This window comes from Burkholderia sp. SRS-W-2-2016 (assembly GCF_001931485.1).
Lineage (GTDB): Bacteria > Pseudomonadota > Gammaproteobacteria > Burkholderiales > Burkholderiaceae > Paraburkholderia.
Window position 1 is genome coordinate 12,186 of record NZ_MSDV01000025.1, and the last position, 17,153, is coordinate 29,338.

The 17,153-nt window shown below is 64.6% G+C and carries 16 protein-coding genes; 6 read left to right on the top strand and 10 right to left on the bottom strand.

The genetic code is table 11. The annotated features are described in order from the left end of the window. Window positions 1-23: 23 nt before the first annotated feature. Together BTH42_RS12460 and BTH42_RS12465 are read left to right on the top strand one after the other, a co-directional pair. Window positions 24-923: a LysR family transcriptional regulator gene (locus tag BTH42_RS12460; RefSeq protein ID WP_075299630.1), complete on the top strand. Its 900-nt coding sequence runs from the start codon at window positions 24-26 to the stop codon at window positions 921-923. A gap of 100 nt (window positions 924-1,023) precedes the next feature. Then, window positions 1,024-1,647, top strand: coding sequence for a glutathione S-transferase family protein (locus tag BTH42_RS12465; RefSeq protein WP_075299632.1), 624 nt, complete (start codon window positions 1,024-1,026; stop codon window positions 1,645-1,647). 39 nt (window positions 1,648-1,686) lie between these two features. Here BTH42_RS12465 and BTH42_RS12470 read toward each other — a convergent pair whose 3' ends face one another. Both BTH42_RS12470 and BTH42_RS12475 read right to left on the bottom strand, forming a co-directional pair. Continuing rightward, complete coding sequence (locus tag BTH42_RS12470; protein ID WP_143752028.1) at window positions 1,687-2,157, bottom strand: RES family NAD+ phosphorylase; 471 nt, start codon at window positions 2,155-2,157, stop codon at window positions 1,687-1,689. Then, window positions 2,154-2,609 carry an antitoxin Xre/MbcA/ParS toxin-binding domain-containing protein gene (locus tag BTH42_RS12475; RefSeq protein ID WP_075299636.1) on the bottom strand — a complete coding sequence of 152 codons (456 nt, stop codon included), beginning with the start codon at window positions 2,607-2,609 and terminating at the stop codon, window positions 2,154-2,156. The genes BTH42_RS12470 and BTH42_RS12475 overlap by 4 nt, the downstream gene beginning before the upstream one ends. A gap of 211 nt (window positions 2,610-2,820) precedes the next feature. On the opposite strand from BTH42_RS12475, the gene BTH42_RS12480 reads away from it, so the two are divergent. Then, window positions 2,821-3,213: a hypothetical protein gene (locus BTH42_RS12480; protein WP_075299707.1), complete on the top strand. Its 393-nt coding sequence runs from the start codon at window positions 2,821-2,823 to the stop codon at window positions 3,211-3,213. A gap of 117 nt (window positions 3,214-3,330) precedes the next feature. On the opposite strand, the gene fabV is transcribed toward BTH42_RS12480, so the two are convergent. Next, window positions 3,331-4,527, bottom strand: a complete 1,197-nt coding sequence (gene fabV, locus BTH42_RS12485) for an enoyl-ACP reductase FabV (RefSeq protein ID WP_075299638.1) — start codon at window positions 4,525-4,527, stop codon at window positions 3,331-3,333. Between the two features lie 148 nt (window positions 4,528-4,675). On the opposite strand from fabV, the gene BTH42_RS12490 reads away from it, so the two are divergent. Then, window positions 4,676-7,219, top strand: coding sequence for a penicillin-binding protein 1A (locus tag BTH42_RS12490; protein WP_075299640.1), 2,544 nt, complete (start codon window positions 4,676-4,678; stop codon window positions 7,217-7,219). A 6-nt stretch (window positions 7,220-7,225) separates the two neighbouring features. On the opposite strand, the gene BTH42_RS12495 is transcribed toward BTH42_RS12490, so the two are convergent. Beyond that, complete coding sequence (locus tag BTH42_RS12495; protein WP_075299642.1) at window positions 7,226-8,578, bottom strand: MFS transporter; 1,353 nt, start codon at window positions 8,576-8,578, stop codon at window positions 7,226-7,228. A 381-nt stretch (window positions 8,579-8,959) separates the two neighbouring features. Here BTH42_RS12495 and BTH42_RS12500 point away from each other — a divergent pair, with 381 nt between their 5' ends. Continuing rightward, a complete protein-coding gene (locus tag BTH42_RS12500; RefSeq protein WP_075299709.1) occupies window positions 8,960-9,280 on the top strand; it encodes a hypothetical protein in 321 nt (106 codons plus the stop codon). A gap of 101 nt (window positions 9,281-9,381) precedes the next feature. On the opposite strand, the gene BTH42_RS12505 is transcribed toward BTH42_RS12500, so the two are convergent. The 5 genes from BTH42_RS12505 to BTH42_RS12525 form a co-directional block, all read right to left on the bottom strand. Beyond that, the gene (locus BTH42_RS12505) at window positions 9,382-9,819 is read right to left on the bottom strand and encodes a cupin domain-containing protein (RefSeq protein WP_075299711.1); all 438 of its coding nucleotides are present in this window, start codon (window positions 9,817-9,819) and stop codon (window positions 9,382-9,384) included. 64 nt (window positions 9,820-9,883) lie between these two features. Then, complete coding sequence (locus BTH42_RS12510) at window positions 9,884-10,573, bottom strand: FMN-dependent NADH-azoreductase (protein ID WP_075299644.1); 690 nt, start codon at window positions 10,571-10,573, stop codon at window positions 9,884-9,886. 207 nt (window positions 10,574-10,780) lie between these two features. Next, window positions 10,781-11,923, bottom strand: coding sequence for a DNA-binding protein (locus BTH42_RS12515; RefSeq protein ID WP_256701994.1), 1,143 nt, complete (start codon window positions 11,921-11,923; stop codon window positions 10,781-10,783). Between the two features lie 321 nt (window positions 11,924-12,244). Further along, complete coding sequence (locus BTH42_RS12520; RefSeq protein WP_075299648.1) at window positions 12,245-12,643, bottom strand: PIN domain-containing protein; 399 nt, start codon at window positions 12,641-12,643, stop codon at window positions 12,245-12,247. Next, window positions 12,640-12,885: an AbrB/MazE/SpoVT family DNA-binding domain-containing protein gene (locus tag BTH42_RS12525; protein WP_075299650.1), complete on the bottom strand. Its 246-nt coding sequence runs from the start codon at window positions 12,883-12,885 to the stop codon at window positions 12,640-12,642. The genes BTH42_RS12520 and BTH42_RS12525 overlap by 4 nt, the downstream gene beginning before the upstream one ends. 271 nt (window positions 12,886-13,156) lie before the next feature. On the opposite strand from BTH42_RS12525, the gene BTH42_RS12530 reads away from it, so the two are divergent. After that, window positions 13,157-13,465, top strand: a complete 309-nt coding sequence (locus BTH42_RS12530; RefSeq protein ID WP_075299652.1) for an EthD family reductase — start codon at window positions 13,157-13,159, stop codon at window positions 13,463-13,465. 123 nt (window positions 13,466-13,588) lie between these two features. Here BTH42_RS12530 and BTH42_RS12535 read toward each other — a convergent pair whose 3' ends face one another. Beyond that, complete coding sequence (locus tag BTH42_RS12535) at window positions 13,589-17,137, bottom strand: indolepyruvate ferredoxin oxidoreductase family protein (protein WP_075299654.1); 3,549 nt, start codon at window positions 17,135-17,137, stop codon at window positions 13,589-13,591. Window positions 17,138-17,153 lie beyond the last annotated feature (16 nt).

Genomic DNA, 17,153 nt, shown 5'->3' on the forward strand with positions numbered 1-17,153 from the left:
CTTCCGATTGCTTCATTTTTCTTATGAAAATCGACACCCTCGGCGTGCAGGCTTTCGTCGCGATCGCCGATCGCGGCAGTTTCCAGAGCGCGGCCGATTCGCTGCACGTCACGCAAACCGCGATCACGCAGCGGCTGCGCAAGCTCGAAAGCTATCTGGGCGTGACGCTGATCGAACGCACCACGCGCTCGATGGCGCTGACCGGCATCGGCGAGAGTTTTCTGCCGCAGGCGCGCCGGCTGCTCGGCGAGCTGGCCGACGCGCTGGTCGAAATTCGCGAGACCGGTATCGCGCAACGCGGCGACGTGTCGATCGCGTGCGTGCCGACCGTCGGCGTGCAGTATCTGCCGCGTATTCTGCAGGCGTATTCGGCGCGTTATCCGCATAACCGCATCAAGATTCTCGATCACGCGTCGGCGGCGGTCGAGGAGGCCGTGTTGCGGCGGGAGGTCGAGTTCGGCATCAACATCGCGCGCGAGCATCATCCCGAACTCGCGACGGTGCCGCTCACCGAAGACCGCTACGTGCTGATCTGTCACGACGCGCATCCGCTCGCGAAGCGGCGGCGCATCGCGTGGCGGCAGTTGCAGGCGTATCCGCTGATCTTTGCCGGCGAGGTCAGCGGCAACCGCGCGCTGCTCGACGTGGCGCTGGCATCGAGCGAGATCGCGTTGCGTTCTTTCTACGAGGTGCAGCGCAGTTCGACCGCGCTCGGGCTGGTCGCGCAAGGGGTCGGCGCGGCAGTGGTGCCGGCGCTCGCGATGCAGCACGGCGCGTATCCGAACGTGCGCACCATCGAACTGACGCAGCCGACCGTGTCGCGTACGCTGGTGCTGGTCGCGCGCAAGACCGCGCAGTTGTCGCCGGCGGCCCAGGCGCTGTACGACATGATCCGCGAACAGGCGACGCTGAAAGCCGGCTGACAGCTTGCCGGCTTGCCCGTTTGCCCGTTTGCAACGCACACCGCGGCGAAACCGCGTGTATTGTCTTTCTCCAACCGCTCGACCCGACCCATTCACCGCGATGCTGCAAATACTCGGCAAGACCACCTCGATCAACGTGCGCAAGGTGCTGTGGACCTGCGCGGAACTGGGCCTTTCATTCGAGCAGGAGGACTGGGGCTCGGGCTTTCGCTCGACCGAAGTCGACGAATTTCGCGCGCTCAATCCGAACGCGATGGTGCCGGTGATTCGCGACGGCGAGTTCGTGCTATGGGAGTCGAACTCGATCATCCGCTATCTGGCGAACCGCTATCGCGGCGACTGGCTCTATCCGGCCGAGCCGCTTGCGCGGGCGCGTTGCGATCAATGGATCGACTGGCAGGCGAGCGAGCTGAATCGTTCGTGGAGCTATGCATTTCTCGCGCTGGTGCGGCGCTCGCCCGCGCATCAGGATGTGCAGCAGATCGCGCTCTCTTGTGCGAACTGGTCGCGGCATATGGCCATCGTCGAGCAGCAACTGGCGCGCACCGGCGCGTTTATCGCGGGGGCGGCGTTCTCTTTGGCGGATATTCCGATTGCGCTGTCGGCCAACCGCTGGCTCGAAACGCCGCAGCGGCACGACGATTTTCCGGCGCTCGATGCTTATCTGGCGCGGCTTGCGGAGCGCGCTGGGTATCGGGAGTATTGCCGGAATGGGACGCCGTGAGTGCTGAGGCGTCTGACGGAGCGCGAGTCGTCCGTGGCCTTAAACCGCCGCTAACAGCTTCATGATGCGCGGATCGTGACGCACATCGATTGCCGTGCCGATCTTCAGGAGAGAAGCATCAGGATGCGCGGGGTTCATCAGATAGTTGAACGCGCAAGGCAAGATCGCGCTGGGAACCTTGAGCAGCACACTGCTGCCACCGTTGAGCCATTCGGTTCCGGCATTGCGGGTCCACGGAAGATCGTCGCGCCAGTTCTCAGGAATTTCGCCGTCGGCGATTTCCGCAAGCATGGTGCCGTCCGGTACTTCGATACGCAAAAGCTGGTACTTGTCCGGCAGTCGGGCAGGGTTGCCGATTTCCTGATGCACGAGAGTCTCGAGCAGCGCGACCGCGGGATGTTCGGCCAGATACACGACCGGTCGGCCGGCAAAGTGCCAGCGACCGGGTGCCCGCAAGCCGCCGATCCCTCGCAGATCGGCGTAATTACTGATTCGCCACAGGTCCATCAGGCGAAATACCCTTCGTCGAGCTGAACGATCGCTTCCTCGACCTGCCGCGAGCCGTGCTCGGTGCTCGCCATTTCGAGGGCGCTTCTGCCGTTAAAGCGCTTCTGCGCGCTGCGCAGCCATCCCATCGCCTTGTCCCGGTTGCCGAATGCCGCGGTTGCCTGCGCGACGATTCTGGCGAGGCGAATCGCTTTGTCCGACTCCTCCGTCGACAGGCGTTCCTGCTGATGCCGCCGATGAGTGAGCGTGCGCCGCGGAATGATGAAGGACAGTTCGTCCGCCTTCAGACCGTATTCCGCGAGGCGGTCGATAACATCGACGCCGACTCGCTCCGCGGCGAGTTCCGCGAGGTCGGATCCGCTGCTCACGGGCGCGTCGAGCAGCATTTGTAGAAGGCCGAACTCTTCGCGGCGTGGGTTGCCGGTTCCGGTGGGCTTGAAGGAAATGGTAGGCATCGGGGCTTTCCTTGGCAATTTGCCTCTCTATTATAGGCATTTTGCCGGCCACCCGCCAGAATACGAATGATAGAGCGAGATCGGCCACCGCGACCCCGCAATGCGCTCTTTCGGCAGCGAAGCCCCGGCGCTTTGAAGCTCACCCCCATCCTGCGCACCGCCCCCCGCGTCCCCTACAATGGCGGCCTTCTATGACCTTGAAGGTTCGACGATGCGGGTAAGCAAATTCGCGCTGGCGCTGCTGACGGCGTGCTTCACTCTGAATGCGAGCGCCGAGATGACGGCCGCGCAATACAAAAAATGGGCGCACGCCGACAACGACTCGATCTACGCGGCGTACATCACCGGCACGATCAACGCGCTCGGCTGGGCCAACGGCGATCTGGTCTCGCAAAAGCGGCCGCCGCTGTTCTGCCCGCCGGAAACGCTCTCGATCGGCAATCAGACCGTCTATCCGATGCTCGACGCGTTCTTCGCGAATCACCCGGGCATCTCCGATGACTTCCCGGTCGGACTGGCAATCCTGCGCGCATTGCAGGGCGCGTTTCCGTGCGGCGCCGGCGCCAGCACGGGAGAAAAGCAGGAAATGAAGCGTAAGAAATGAAGCGCTGAAACGAAGCGCTGAAATGCAAAAGCGCCGGCGGGATCGCAACCCGGCCGGCGCTTCGAAGGGCCAACGTCAAACCGCCGACGTCAAACCCGCAACATCAAACCACCACCATCAAACCTGCACCAGATTCGGAATCTGCACGTCCGGATTGACGTCCGCGTCGTAATCGACACCCTTCATCTCGAAGCCGAACAGACGCAAAAAGTCGGTCTTGTAGCCGGCGAAATCGGTGAGCTCGTAGATGTTGTCGTTGGTCACCTGATTCCACAGTTCCTGCACGCGGCCCTGGACCTGCGGGTCGAGTTCCTTGTAGTCGGCGCGCAGACGGCCTTCGTCGTCCAGATGCGGCTGGCTGCCGTACAGGCTGTCCTTGTACAGGCCGTAGACCTGCTCGATGCAGCCCTCGTGCGTGCCGGTTTCCTTCATCACCTTGAACAGCAGCGACAGATACAGCGGCATCATCGGAATCGCCGAGCTGGCCTGCGTGACGACCGCCTTCAGCACGGAAACCCGCGCATCGCCGCCTTTAGCCGCGAGTTTTTCGCGGATGCCGAGCACCTTCTGGTCGAGGTCCTTCTTGGCCGCGCCGATCGAGCCGTTCCAGTAGATGTCGTGCGTGATCTTCTCGCCGAGGTAGGTGAACGCGGTGGTCTTCGCGCCGTCCGCGAGCACGCCGGCTTCGGCGAGCGCGTCGATCCACATCTGCCAGTCCTCGCCGCCCATCACCGCGACCGTGTGGGCGATTTCTTCCGGCGTCGCCGGCTCCAGCACGGTTTCCTTGATTACTTCCTTGTCGGTGTCGATGCCGCGCAGGTTGACCGCGCGGCCGATCGGCTTGAGCACCGAGCTGAACACTTCGCCGGTCTTCGGATGCTGGCGCTTCGGCGCCGCGAGGCTATAGACGACCAGGTCGACCTGGCCGAGATCGCGCTTGATCACTTCGATGGTGCGCGCCTTGACCGCGTCGGAGAACGCGTCGCCGTTGATGCTGGTCGCGTAGCGGCCTTCGGCGGTCGCGAACTTCTCGAACGCGGCGGTGTTGTACCAGCCCGCGGTGCCGGACTTGGTTTCGCTGCCGGCGCGCTCGAAGAACACGCCGAGGGTGTCCGCGCCCGAGCCGAACGCGGCGCTGATGCGGGCGGCGAGGCCGTAGCCGGTCGACGCGCCGATCACGAGCACCTTCTTCGGGCCGTTGGCGATGGGGCCGCGCGCCTTCACATACTCGATCTGTTCCTTGACGTTGGCTTCGCAGCCGGTCGGATGAGTCGATACACAGATGAAGCCACGCACACGCGGTTTGATGATCATGAAACACCTCTTGTCGGAATTGGCGACATTATAGTGGCCCCGCCGCGCGGGCCGGACATCGGCGCGGGGCACTCCGCACCCGGGCAAAAATCGGCGTAGCCCCCACATCTTGGTACGATTGCGCCTTTCCCAGCCGACCACAGCAAGCGTGAAGCGTCTTTTCTCCTCATTCCTGGCGGCCCTCGACAAAGGGCTGACCGCCGCGAACCCGCTGTTCGCGAAGGGCTGGTGGCATCTGCGCCACCCGACCCGCCGCACTTTCGCGTGGGGGCTCGCCGCGCTGCCCGCGCTGTTCCTGCTGTACGTGCTGCTGCTGATTCCGTTTACGCCGAGCATCGGCGACATCCGCAAGGCGAAGGTCGAGCAACCGGCGCAGATCCTGTCGGCCGACGGCAAGCTGCTCGCCGAATTCAAGCCGTCGAACCGGCAATGGGTCGGTCTCGACCAGATTTCGCCGACCGTCGTCAACGCGCTGATCTCGACCGAGGACCATCGCTTCTACCAGCATTTCGGGCTCGACTGGCGCCGCACCGCATCGGCCGCGCTGCACACGTTTTCCGGCGACCGCCAGGGCGGCTCGACGCTCACCCAGCAGCTCGCGCGCAATCTGTACCCCGATGAAATCGGCCGCGCGCCGACGCTCACGCGCAAGCTGAAGGAAGCGATCACCGCGATCAAGATCGAGATGCTCTATACGAAGCCGGAGATTCTCGAAACCTATCTGAACACCGTGCCGTTCCTGTACAACGCGTATGGGATCGAGATGGCCGCGCGCACCTATTTCGACAAATCCGCGGCCGACCTGAACGTGCTCGAAGCGGCGACGCTGACCGGCATGCTCAAGGGCAACGCGTACTACAACCCGGTGCTCAATCCGGAGCGCGCGTTGCAGCGGCGCAATACGGTGCTTGGGCAACTGGTCAAGTACGGCAAGCTGACGCCGGCCCAGTACGACACGCTCAGCCGCAAGCCGCTGCGCCTCGACTTCGAGCGCCAGGTCGAGCCGCCCGGACCCGCGCCGCACTTCACGCAGCAGCTGCGCAAATGGCTGGTCTCCTGGGCCGACCGCAACGACTACAACATCTATTCGGACGGCCTCGTGGTGCGCACGACGCTCGACTCGCGCTTGCAGACGATGGCCAACCAGGCGGTCAAGCTGCAGGGCAACCAGTTGCAGGGCATCGCCAACTCGGCGTGGGGCACGCATTCCGGCTGCTCGGCGGACAAGGATCTGCTGCGCGCGTTCCTGCGCGAAACGCCGGAGTTCCGCGCGGCCAAAGACGCCGGCCAGACCGACGACGACGCGCTCAAGCAGCTGTCCGCCGACCGCAAGCTGGTGCAGAACGTGTGCGACACGAAAACCCGCGTGCAGGCCGACTTCCTCGCGATGGACCCGCGCACCGGCGAGATCAAGGCGTGGGTCGGCAGCCGCGACTTCAGCGAGGATCCGTTCGATCACGTGCAGCAGGCGCGCCGTCAGCCGGGCTCGACGTTCAAGCCGTTCGTCTACGCGGCCGCGTTCCAGGCGGGTGCGAAACCGGACGACAAGCTGCCCGACAATCCGGTCGAAATCCAGCTGGCCGGCGGCGAAATCTGGAAGCCGAGCGACGAGGACGAACCGAGCGGCCGCGAAATCAGCCTGCGCGACGCGCTTACGTATTCGCGCAACCGGATCACCGCGCAGGTGATGCAGACGGTCGGCCCGAACAAGGTCGCGCGGCTCGCGCGGGCGATGGGCGTGCGCGACAGCCAGCTCGATCCGGTGCCGTCGCTCGCGCTCGGCACCAGCCCGGTCACGCTGAAGGAAATGGTGTCGGCGTACGGCACGATCGCGAACCTGGGCGGCTATGTCGAGCCGCTGATGGTGACCCGCATCGAGGATCGCAACGGCAACGTGCTCGCGCAGTTCGAGCCGGCCGCGCCGCAACGCGAACTGCCCGCCGATACCGCGCGCACGCTGGTCGACGTGATGCGCGACGTGGTCAGCCGCGGCACCGGCGCGAGCATCCGCACGCGCTTCGGCGTGCGTGGCGACGTCGCCGGCAAGACCGGCACGACCCAGGGCAACGCGGACGGCTGGTTCATCCTGATTCAGCCGCAGCTGGTGGCGGGCGCGTGGGTCGGCTTCAACGACAGCCGCGTGACGCTGCGCAGCGATTACTGGGGGCAGGGCGCGCATAGCGCGCTGCCGATCGTCGGCGACTTCTTCCAGCGCGCGCAACGCGCGCGGCTGGTGGACAGCCATCTGAAGTTCGATACCGAGCAGCAGCCGGGCTGGTTCGCCGAGCGCACCGCGCGTCTGCGCGACTGGTTCGAGCAGCTGTTTTCGCGCACGCCGGCGCAGCCCGAGAAGCAGGTCAGTGCGCGCGGAACCGTGCGGCGCGCGCCGGTGGCGACCGCGGAGCCGGCCGCATCGGCGGCCTCGGCTGTGACCGAGGTGCCGGAGATCGCGGCGGGGGCGTCGGTGGTGCAGGGCGATGCGCATGCGCTGCCGCCGCTGTTGCCGGCGCCGGGCTCGGCCAGCGCGCCCGGGCTGGCGGCAGCGCCGGCGAGCGGCAACGGCGTCGATGGAGAAGCGTATGGCGGCGGCGCCGCGGCGCTCGCGCCGACTCCGACGCCCGACGACGTCGTGCCGCCGGATGCCGGCGGGCAGGGCGGCGCAGCGGCCAATACCGGCAACGGCGCGAACTGAGCGCGACTACCCCCGCGCGACCCCCGCCTCACCCGGCGAGCGCGCATGCGGATTGCCATGCGCGGTTTCCAGCGACGAATCGTGATGCAGCAGCAACACCGCGGCCATCCCGATCAGTCCCGCACCGGACAGGCATAGCAGCCCAGCGCCGAAGCCGCCGGTGCTGTCCTTGATCCAGCCCATCGCGAACGGCCCGAAAAAGCCCGCCAGATTGCCGAGCGAATTGACCGCCGCGATCCCGCCGGCGGCCGCCGCGCCCGACAGAAACGCGGCCGGCAACGTCCAGATCACCGGCAGACAGCCGAAAATCCCAAACCCGGCGATCGACAGCGCAATCATCTTCTGCACCGGATTGTCGAGCCCGGCCGCGGCCGCGATCCCACCGGCCGCGACGAACAGCGCGATCGCGACATGCCAGCGGCGCTCGAGATGGCGATCCGAATGGCGTCCCCACACAATCATGCTGATCAGCCCGACGATATACGGCAGCGACGTGACGAAACCCGTCTGCAGATTACTGAGGCCGAACGACTTCACGATTTGCGGCAGGAAGAAACTGAGCCCGTAGTTGGTCGCGTTCGCGCCGAAATAAATCAGCGCGATCGCCAGCACGCGCGGATTGATCAGCGCTTCTTTCACGCTGAAATGCCGCACCGCCTCGCGATGCTCGCGCTCCTGTTTCTGCCGTGCGAGCAGCCAGTCGCGTTCGTCGCTAGACAGCCATCGGGCGTCGGCGGGCTTGTCGGTCAGATAGAGCAGCACCACGAACGACAGCAGCACCGCCGGCAGCGCCTCGATCAGATACAGCCATTGCCAGCCGCCCAGGCCGCCGCGGCCGTCGAGCGACAGCAGCGCGCCGGAAATCGGGCCGCCGATCACCGTCGACAGCGGAATCGCCGCCATGAAGTAGCCGACCACACGGCCCCGGTACGCGGCCGGGAACCATAACGTGAGCAGAAAGATGATGCCGGGGAAAAAGCCCGCCTCGGCGATGCCGAGCAGAATCCGCAGCCCGTAGAACACGTGCGCGGGCGACATCCCGGTAAAGCTCGCGATGTTCGGAATAAACGCCATCGCGCCGGCCAGAATGCCCCACGAAAACATGATCCGCGCGATCCAGCGGCGCGCGCCGAAACGTTCGAGCAACAGGTTCGACGGCACTTCGAAAAAGAAGTACGCAAGAAAAAATACGCCGGCGCCGAAACCGAACGCGCTGGTCGACAGATCGAGCGCCGCGTTCATCTGCAACGCCGCGAAGCCGACGTTCACGCGATCCAGATAGGCGATGAAATAACAGAGCATCAGGAACGGAATGAGCCGGACCGTGACGCGATGCATGGTGCGTGCCTCGAGATTCATCGATGTCTCCTCCGGTTCGGTGACCGGTATGTGCCGCTATTTGGTGGGGTAGGCGGATCGATATGCCTGGGTGCTGAAAAAGGCATCGATAAAGACTAGGCGCTCGCTCGCAATTCCGGAAGTTCTTTTGTGAACCATACGGTCCGATCATCGCGAATGTCCGAACGGCACGAAATTGCGTCCATTGTTATGGGGCACGCAACAGTGTTTTCAGTTGGCGCGGCTGATCTTCGACGAGCTATTACGGATAATTATGGGATTGGAAAATCGGTTAAAAATGCAGGTGCCACAATGAAGTTGAAGCAGGATTCAGACAGTCTTCCCGAACCGTCCGCAGCGGTGCAATCGCGTGGCGATGCAACGCTCGCGCGGATGGAATCGATGCAAAAGAAGAGGGCGTCGAGCATGTCGCGGATGCGCAGTTTCGCAGCGGCAGTGCTCGCGTGCGCGAGTCTCGTCGGCTGCGCGTCGAGTTCGAACGTGGTCGCCAGCGACAAGCCGGGTACTTACACCGTCGCCGCGAGCGCAACCGGTGGCCGCATGGCATGGGCGCGCGCGCACGAACTCGCGATGAACCAGGCGCGCGACTACTGCGAGCAGCGTGGAATGCAAAGCAGTGTGAGGATGGAGACCGTCAGCGGGGTGGCGGCGATGACCGAGCATGCGTCGTCGGTCGATTTCGAGTGTCATCCGCGGTTTTGAAGCGCGGTTTTAGAGCGCGTTTTTTTAACGCGCGGTTTTAAAGTCGTTGTGCATGCATCGACAGGCAAGGGCGGCGCAATGCCGCCCACGGTCCGCATCGATTACTTCTTGTCGAACGTCACCAGATTTTTATCGTTCGTATCGGCGACGAAAATCGCCAACAGCTTCGCCGGCTCGGTCGCGCTCGCGTTTTCGCTGACGCGGTGATGCGCGCCGGGTTTCTCGGTCCACGATTCGCCCGCGTGATAGACATGCTCGGCGCCGTTATCGACGCGGCTGCGGATCGCCCCCGACAGCACATAGCCCACCACGAACGCGTGCCCATGCCGATGCGGGCCCGACTTGCCGCCCGGCGCGTAATCGACGACCAGCGCGGTCATCGTCTTGCCCGGCACGTTCGCGATCGGTACCGCGAAAGCAGGGGTGATGGTTTCGTGCGGCGCGGCGGCGTCTGGACCTGAGCTGGCGTTGGCGTTCGCGTTTGTGCTGGCGCCGGCCGGCGCGGTGGTCTGCGCGGACGCGCACTGCCATGCGCCCATGCTCGTGAGGCCGGCGAGCAGCGCCGTTGTAAACACGCCGCGGATTCTGATCTTGCTCATCTGCTTACTCCTCACAGGTTTCGGACAACGGCTCGTCGGCTGCAACCGCTTCGATGGTTTTCGCCCATTGCGCCCATTGCCCGGCCACCGCGTCCAACTCTGCGCGCGCGCGTTCGAGCGCTTCCGCGCGAGCCTCGGGGTTCGCGAATTGCAGCGGCTGCGCATCGACGAAGCCCGGCGTCTTCACGCCGAGAAAAGCGAACGCGGCTTTGAGCGCCGGCGTCAGCGCATCCATCGATTGATACGGCGAACCCGCGCGCAGATCCGCGCCACGGCTCGTGATGAACAACACCTTTTGCCGGCCGAGCTGGCCGACGGTGCTGCCGTCGTCGGCGAATTTGTAGGTCAGGCCGGTGCGCGTGACGCTGTCGATAAAGGCCTTGAACGCCGACGGCATCGACCAGTTGTACATCGGCATCGCGAACACCAGCGCGTCGGCGGCGAGCAGCCGCGCGCATAGCGCGTCCGACGACGCCAGCGTCGCCTTCATCGCGTCGGTACGCTCGTTGGCCGGCGTGTAGGTCGCGATCGCGAACGCTTCGGTGACGTGCGGCGGGGTGTCGACCGTCACGTCCAGATAATCGAGTTCGAAATCGACGTGCTGTTCGCGCAGGCGCTCGAGAAAATAGCGGCTCAACGCGCGGGAATTGGAGCGCTCGCGCTTCGCGCTAGCGTCGACGTGCATGATCCTCATGATGTGCGTCCTTGTGGTGGATTCAACATGGGATCAGGTTAGACGTTCGATTGGCTCTTTGGAATGACCGGTTTTACTTAAATTCAGGTGGCCACTTGTCCGTGTACTTTTTTGCCAGTCAGCCTACCGCCCAGCCAGCGCGGGAAACCGGGAATGCTGTTGCGTCCGCCCGAAAGGCTCCATTCGTGACCCGGTCCGCTTAGTCGCTTAGTCGCTGTCGCGCTCGTTGTGCCGCCCGGATTTGCTCGCACGTCTGACGAACGGCGCGCCTGAAAACGCCGCCGGCGCGCGGTCCGGCGCGGCTTTTTCGCGGACGCGGCGGGCAGGGCGTGCGGACGCCGGCGCGGACCGTGCTGCTGCGATTTCCCGGGACATCGTGTCGATCCGCTGCCTGAGCAGATCGGTTGCGGCCGAACGCTCGGCCAGCAGTGCGTCCTTTTCCGCGAGCTGCGCGCCGGTTGCCGCCTGCCGTGCGTTCGATGCGGCCAGTTCGGCATTCGCGGCGGCCAGTTGATCGCGCAGCGCGTCGCGCTCGGCGCGGCTTTCGGTTTCCAGCGTCGCCACCCGCTCCAAGCTCGTTTGCAATTCCTTGCGCATACGCAATGTCGCCGCCCGTTCCGCTTCGATTTCGAGCAACGCGCGTTTTTCCGCGGCGGCCAGCCGCTGTTCGTTCTGTTCGTGCGAGCGGCGCAGCTTGGCCAGTTCATCGGCGAAATCGCGGCGGGCGTCGCTCAGCGCGGTGCTTGCCGCGGCGATTTCTTCCTTCGACGCCGCCAGTTGCGCGTTCAGCATCTCGTTGGTCGTCTGCAGTTCGACGATGCGCGCATCCAGCGTGGCGAGCTGGGTGCGCAGCGCGGTGGCGTCGGCGGCCGCCTGGGCGGCTTGTTCTTCGGCCTGCTTGCGTTGCTCGTCCTGTTGGCGGGCCTGTTCGCGCGCGGCGACGATCTGCGCGTCCGCGTCCTGCCTGAATACGTCGAGCGCGGTATGGGCGGCGTCGCTCGACAGACGCCACAGCTGGGCCGCCAGTTCGCCGGCCGCCGTCGCGACCTCGGGCGGCAGATCCGGCCGGCCGACATCGACGCGCGTCTTGTCGCGGACCTCGACCCAGAAATCCCGTAACGCCTTGGCCGGCGCGCTCATGCTGCCTTTGCGCACCAGCTGATACAGCCGGTTGGCGGTCGGCGTTTCGCCGTAACGGAAAAACAGCAACGCGCAGACTTCGCGATATAGCGCCTGCGTGTCGGACGCGCGTTCGCGGGCGGCTTCGATGTCGGATTCGAGGGTCATGGCGTGGTGGCGGCTGTCGGAATGGCGATATGTTGATAATACAACGTAATACGATAAATACACTACACACACCGTTCAAATACACGACATTAGTACTATAATGTCGTGTAGTGGATATGGGGTTGGAAAATTGGTCGCCGCACGGCACGTCATACGCTTTTTTAGCGAATGCAGCCCGTAATTGGCTGCCTCGATGCGGCTATGCGCCCGGGTGTTCGGTTGCAATGGACGTTGCACACCACGCCGACAGGCATGCGGATGCCCGTTTGAGATGGATGCCGGCGCAGCGACGCATAGCTTGAAGAGTCAACCTGCCAGCCGGCCGTCGCCGCGAAGTTTATTGACCCGACGTTCGCCGGGCCGCGTTGGGAAGATTTTTTGGTTTTACCTGACTAACTGCATCCCGGCAGCCTTAGAGGCTGTTACATCAAAAGTCGCGGTGTATTCGCACTCGGCTGCGTATCCTGAGCGCTCGATCAGGCAGTCCGCGAAATCCGCCTTCCCGGACGCCGCGAAAACGCGCAGCGCCTTTCGCACCGTGTCAGCACCTTCAACGACGAGTTCCTTTGTGCCGATCATCGAGTCGATGATCTCCTTCATCTGCTCGCGCTCGACGCCATAGCAGCGCCCAAGCACCCATACGAGCTCCACCAGGGCGATCTGCGAAACGTACCCCGGCCGCTCGGCCGACAGGGACTCCATCAGCGCCGTCGCCTTCTTCGACTGCGCGGCATCATCCTGGGCGAAGTAGCGGACCAGAACGTTCGTGTCCAGTCCGATCATCGCGCCGATGCCCCCTGCTCGGCGATGGCCCGATTCATGTCTTCGATCGACACCTGTTTCCCGGGCTTCTTCACGATACCCTTGAGCGACGCGAGCGAGCGCGTCGCCGGAATGACTTCATACCGGCCCGTCGTTTCGTTGAAGCTGAATTCGATCCGGTCACCGGACTGCAGGCCTAGCTGATTGCGCACGTCCACGGGAATCGTGACCTGGCCCTTTGAAGTGATAGTTGCTGTTGTCATATTGACACCTCCGTTGCTCCTTACCCTAAGGTAAGGCAAACGGAAAAGCAAGGCGCCGTTGTCGATGTCGCTTCCTGATCGGCCCGACTGAACCGTACCCCGACACTCTGCGCGCCAGCACACCGAACAAGCTTGAACTCCGGGCGAAGTTTCATAGACTCAACGAGCCACCCGTCGGCGCAGCCGCACTGGCGCGCCGCGCAATCCGCTCCGACCGGAGCACGCCGAGCACCACACCATCCTCTAAAAGCCGTTCACAGGAGACACAGCCATGGCCCAACTCGTCGCGCTTTACAAGAAGCCCGCCGATACAAAAGCATTCGATGACTATTACGCGTCGACCCATGCGCCGCTGGCGAAGACGCTGCCCGGCCTGAAAAGCTACGAGATAAGCACGGGGCCCGTGGCGTCGGCGCAAGGCGACTCGCCTTACCATCTCGTGGCCTTGCTGGGTTTCGATTCGGTCGACGCGATCAAATCGGCATTCGACTCGCCCGCCGGCCTGGCGACCGCGGCGGACCTGGGCAACTTCGCGCAGGCGGGCGTCGAGTTGCTGATCTTCGATACGAAACAGGCGTAGTCGCATCTCTGTTGCCCGGGCGGCATGCCGCGCGCGAGCGGTCGTCGGGGCAACGCGGTCGCCGGGCGCTTCTTCAGGAGCCTGAAAAGCGCCCGGACGTTCCGCGCGGTTGCTTCAGGCTACTCAGGCCACCGCCGCGGCCTCGACAACTTCGTCCGTGCATCCGTCGAATTCCCGCAGAAGCTGCGCCCGCTTCGCACCAGCCGCATCGACATTCCTCTGCCTCACATGCCCGAACCCGCGCACCGACTGCGGTAATTTCGCGAGTTCGATAGCGACCGGCAGATTCGCGCCGGTCAACTGCTGGGCTACCTGCATGACCAGCGCGCAAAACTCATCGATCGATGCGCGCTCATGCCTGCGCTCGCTCGTGTAACCGAACGGATCGAAGGCCGTGCCGCGCAGTATCTTCAGCTTCGCCAGCATCCGGAAAGCCGTCATCATCCACGGCCCATACTGACGCTTGATCAGACGCCCCTCGTCGTCGCGCTTCGCGAAGACCGGCGGTGCGAGATGGAATTTGAGCGACACGTCGCCCTCGAACGCGGCTTGCAGTTTTGCCGCGAATTGGCCGTCCGTGTACAGCCGCGCGACCTCGTATTCGTCCTTGTAGGCCATCAGCTTGTAGAGGCTGACGGCGACTTCGCGCGTGAACGCGTCGCCACCGGTCCGCCCTTGTTCGACCGCCGCGATCGACTTCACGAACGCATCGAAACGGTCCGCATAGCGGCTGTTCTGGTACGCGATCAACCGCGCGGCGCGGTCCTCGACGATCTGTTGCAGCGACTTCTGCCGCCTTGGCATAAACACGACCGGCGCCAGCTTCTGCAAACCGGCCGCTTCGCGAACCATGCCGGGATCGATCGCGGCCTGACGTCCCCACGCGAACGCGTCTTTATTCATCGTGACCGCCGCGCCGTTCAATTCGACCGCCTGCATCAGCGATGCCTCGGCAAGCGGAATCCAGCCTTTCTGCCACGCGTAGCCGAGCAGGAACATGTTGGTCGCGACCGCATCGCCGAGCAGCGCGGTCGCGATCGCCGTCGCCTCGACCGGTTCGACCACGCGCGTGTTCGCGGCGACCTGCTTGCGCAGCGCATCGGGCGACGCCTGCCAGTCCGGGTTTCTCGCAAACGCGCCGGTCGGCGCGACATCGGTATTGAGGAGTGCGATCGTGCGCGAACGGTTGGCCATCGCCATGGCGTCCTTGCCGGCCGCCACCATCATGTCGCAGCCGAGGATCAGATCCGCTTCGTTGGCCGCCACCCGCGCGGCATGCAGATCGCTCGGCCGGGCGCCGATGCGCACGTGAGACATCACGGCGCCGCCCTTTTGCGCCATCCCTGCCATGTCGAGCACCAGCACGCCCTTGTTCTCGATATGCGCGGCCATTCCCAGCAGCGCGCCGATCGTCACGACGCCGGTGCCGCCGACGCCCGTCACCAGCATGTTGAATGGCCGCTCGAGCGAGACCGGCGCGGGCGCCGGCAAGCCGGTCGGCGCGGCCAGCTGCGTGCGCGCGGCCCGCCTCGGCTTGCCGCCTTCGACGGTCACGAAGCTCGGACAAAAGCCGTCCGTGCACGCATAGTCCTTGTTACACGCACTCTGATCGATGACCCGCTTGCGGCCCAGCTCCGTTTCCAGCGGCAGGATCGACACGCAGTTCGACTGCACGCCGCAATCGCCGCAACCTTCGCAGACCTGATCATTGATGAACACGCGCCGCGCCGGGTCCGCGAGCTTCTTCTGCTTGCGGCGGCGACGCTTTTCGGCGGCGCAGGTCTGCACATAAACGATCGCGGTCACGCCCTTCACTTCACGCAGCGTCTTCTGCAATGCGTCCATCTCGCTGCGATGAACTACCCGCGTGCCCTGCGGCAGCTTCGCGTGCGCGAACTGTTCCGGCTGGTCCGAGACCAGATGAACCTGTTGCACGCCTTCGGCCGCGACCTGTTCGAGAATCCGCAGCGGCGACGGCGCGCCTTCGACCGGTTGACCGCCGGTCATCGCGACCGCATCGTTATAGAGGATCTTGTAGGTGATGTTCACGCCCGCGGCGACCGCCGCGCGAATCGCGAGCGAACCGGAGTGCATGTACGTGCCATCGCCCAGGTTCGCGAAAATATGCGGGGTCGTCGTGAACGATGCCTGCCCCACCCACGTGACGCCCTCGCCGCCCATCTGCGTGAACGTCTCCGTGCGCCGGTCCATCCACATCGCCATGAAGTGACAGCCGATGCCGGCGACCGCCCGGCTGCCGTCCGGCACCTTCGTCGACGTGTTGTGCGGGCAGCCCGAGCAGAAGTACGGCACCCGCGCCGGCAACGCAGGGTCCCACTTCGCGTGCGCCGCGCAATCGGCCGGCGGCAGAAAGCGGGCGACCGATTCGGGTAGCTCGTTTTGCGCTGTGTGGGCTACGCGCGCCAGTCGCGCGGCAATCACCGCGGCGATCGTGGCCGGCGCCAGCTCGCCGTTCGGCGACAGCAGGATGCCGTCCTTCGGCACTTTCACCCACTCGCCCGCCTCGCTGTATTTGCCGACCACACGCGGCCGCGACGCAACCGGTTCGTTATAAAGCTGCTCCTTGATCTGATACTCGATGATCTGCCGCTTCTCCTCGACCACAAGAATTTCCGCGAGGCCCTCGGCGAACTCGCGCACGCACTGCGGCTCCAGCGGCCACGACACGCCGATCTTCAGCAGACGGATGCCTGCCGCCGCCGCGGCGGTTTCGTCGAGACCGAGCAGCGCGAGCGCTTCGAGCGTATCCAGATAGCTCTTGCCGGTCGTGACGATGCCGAACTTCGCCGCCGGCGCGTGCCACGGCTGACGATTGAGCCCGTTCACCCGCACGTATTCGAGCAGCGCGTAAAGGCGCTCGCGTTGCAGGCGGTTTTCCTGTTCGAGCGGCGCATCGGGCCAGCGGATCGAAAAGCCGTCCGGCGGAACCGGATAGTTGTCCGGAATGATGATCTGCACGGCCAGCGGATCGATTTCGAAGGATGCCGAAGTTTCGATCGTGTCGGTGATCGTCTTGAAGCCGATCCAGCAGCCGGAGTAACGCGACATCGCCCAGCCGTGCAGCCCGAACTCGACGAACTCGCGCACGCCGGACGGATTGAGCACCGGCATCATCGCGGCGATAAACGCGTGCTCGCTCTGGTGCGGCAGGCTCGACGACTTGCAGCTGTGGTCGTCGCCGGCAATCACGAGCACCCCGCCGTGCGGCGAGGTGCCGGCGATATTGCCGTGTTTGAACACGTCGCCGCTGCGATCGACGCCCGGCCCCTTGCCGTACCACAGCGAAAACACGCCGTCGACGGTCGCGTTCGGATCGAGGTTGACCATCTGCGTGCCCCACACCGCGGTGGCCGCGAGCTCTTCGTTCAGGCCGGGGACGAACTTGATGTTGGCGGCGGCGAGGTGCTGCTTCGCTCTCCACAGTTCCTGATCGACCGCGCCGAGCGGCGAGCCGCGGTAACCGGATACGAAGCCGCCGGTGTTCAGGCCGGCCGCCTGATCGCGCGCCTTCTGCGCGAGCAGCATCCGCACCAGCGCCTGGGTCCCCGTCATATAGACTCGGCCCTGCGGCTTCAGATATTTGTCCTCCAGCGTGACGCCCTGCTCTTCGCCGGCGTGTGCGGCGAGCGCTGCGTGGCCACCCGATTCCATCGAGTTGTCTCCTGTC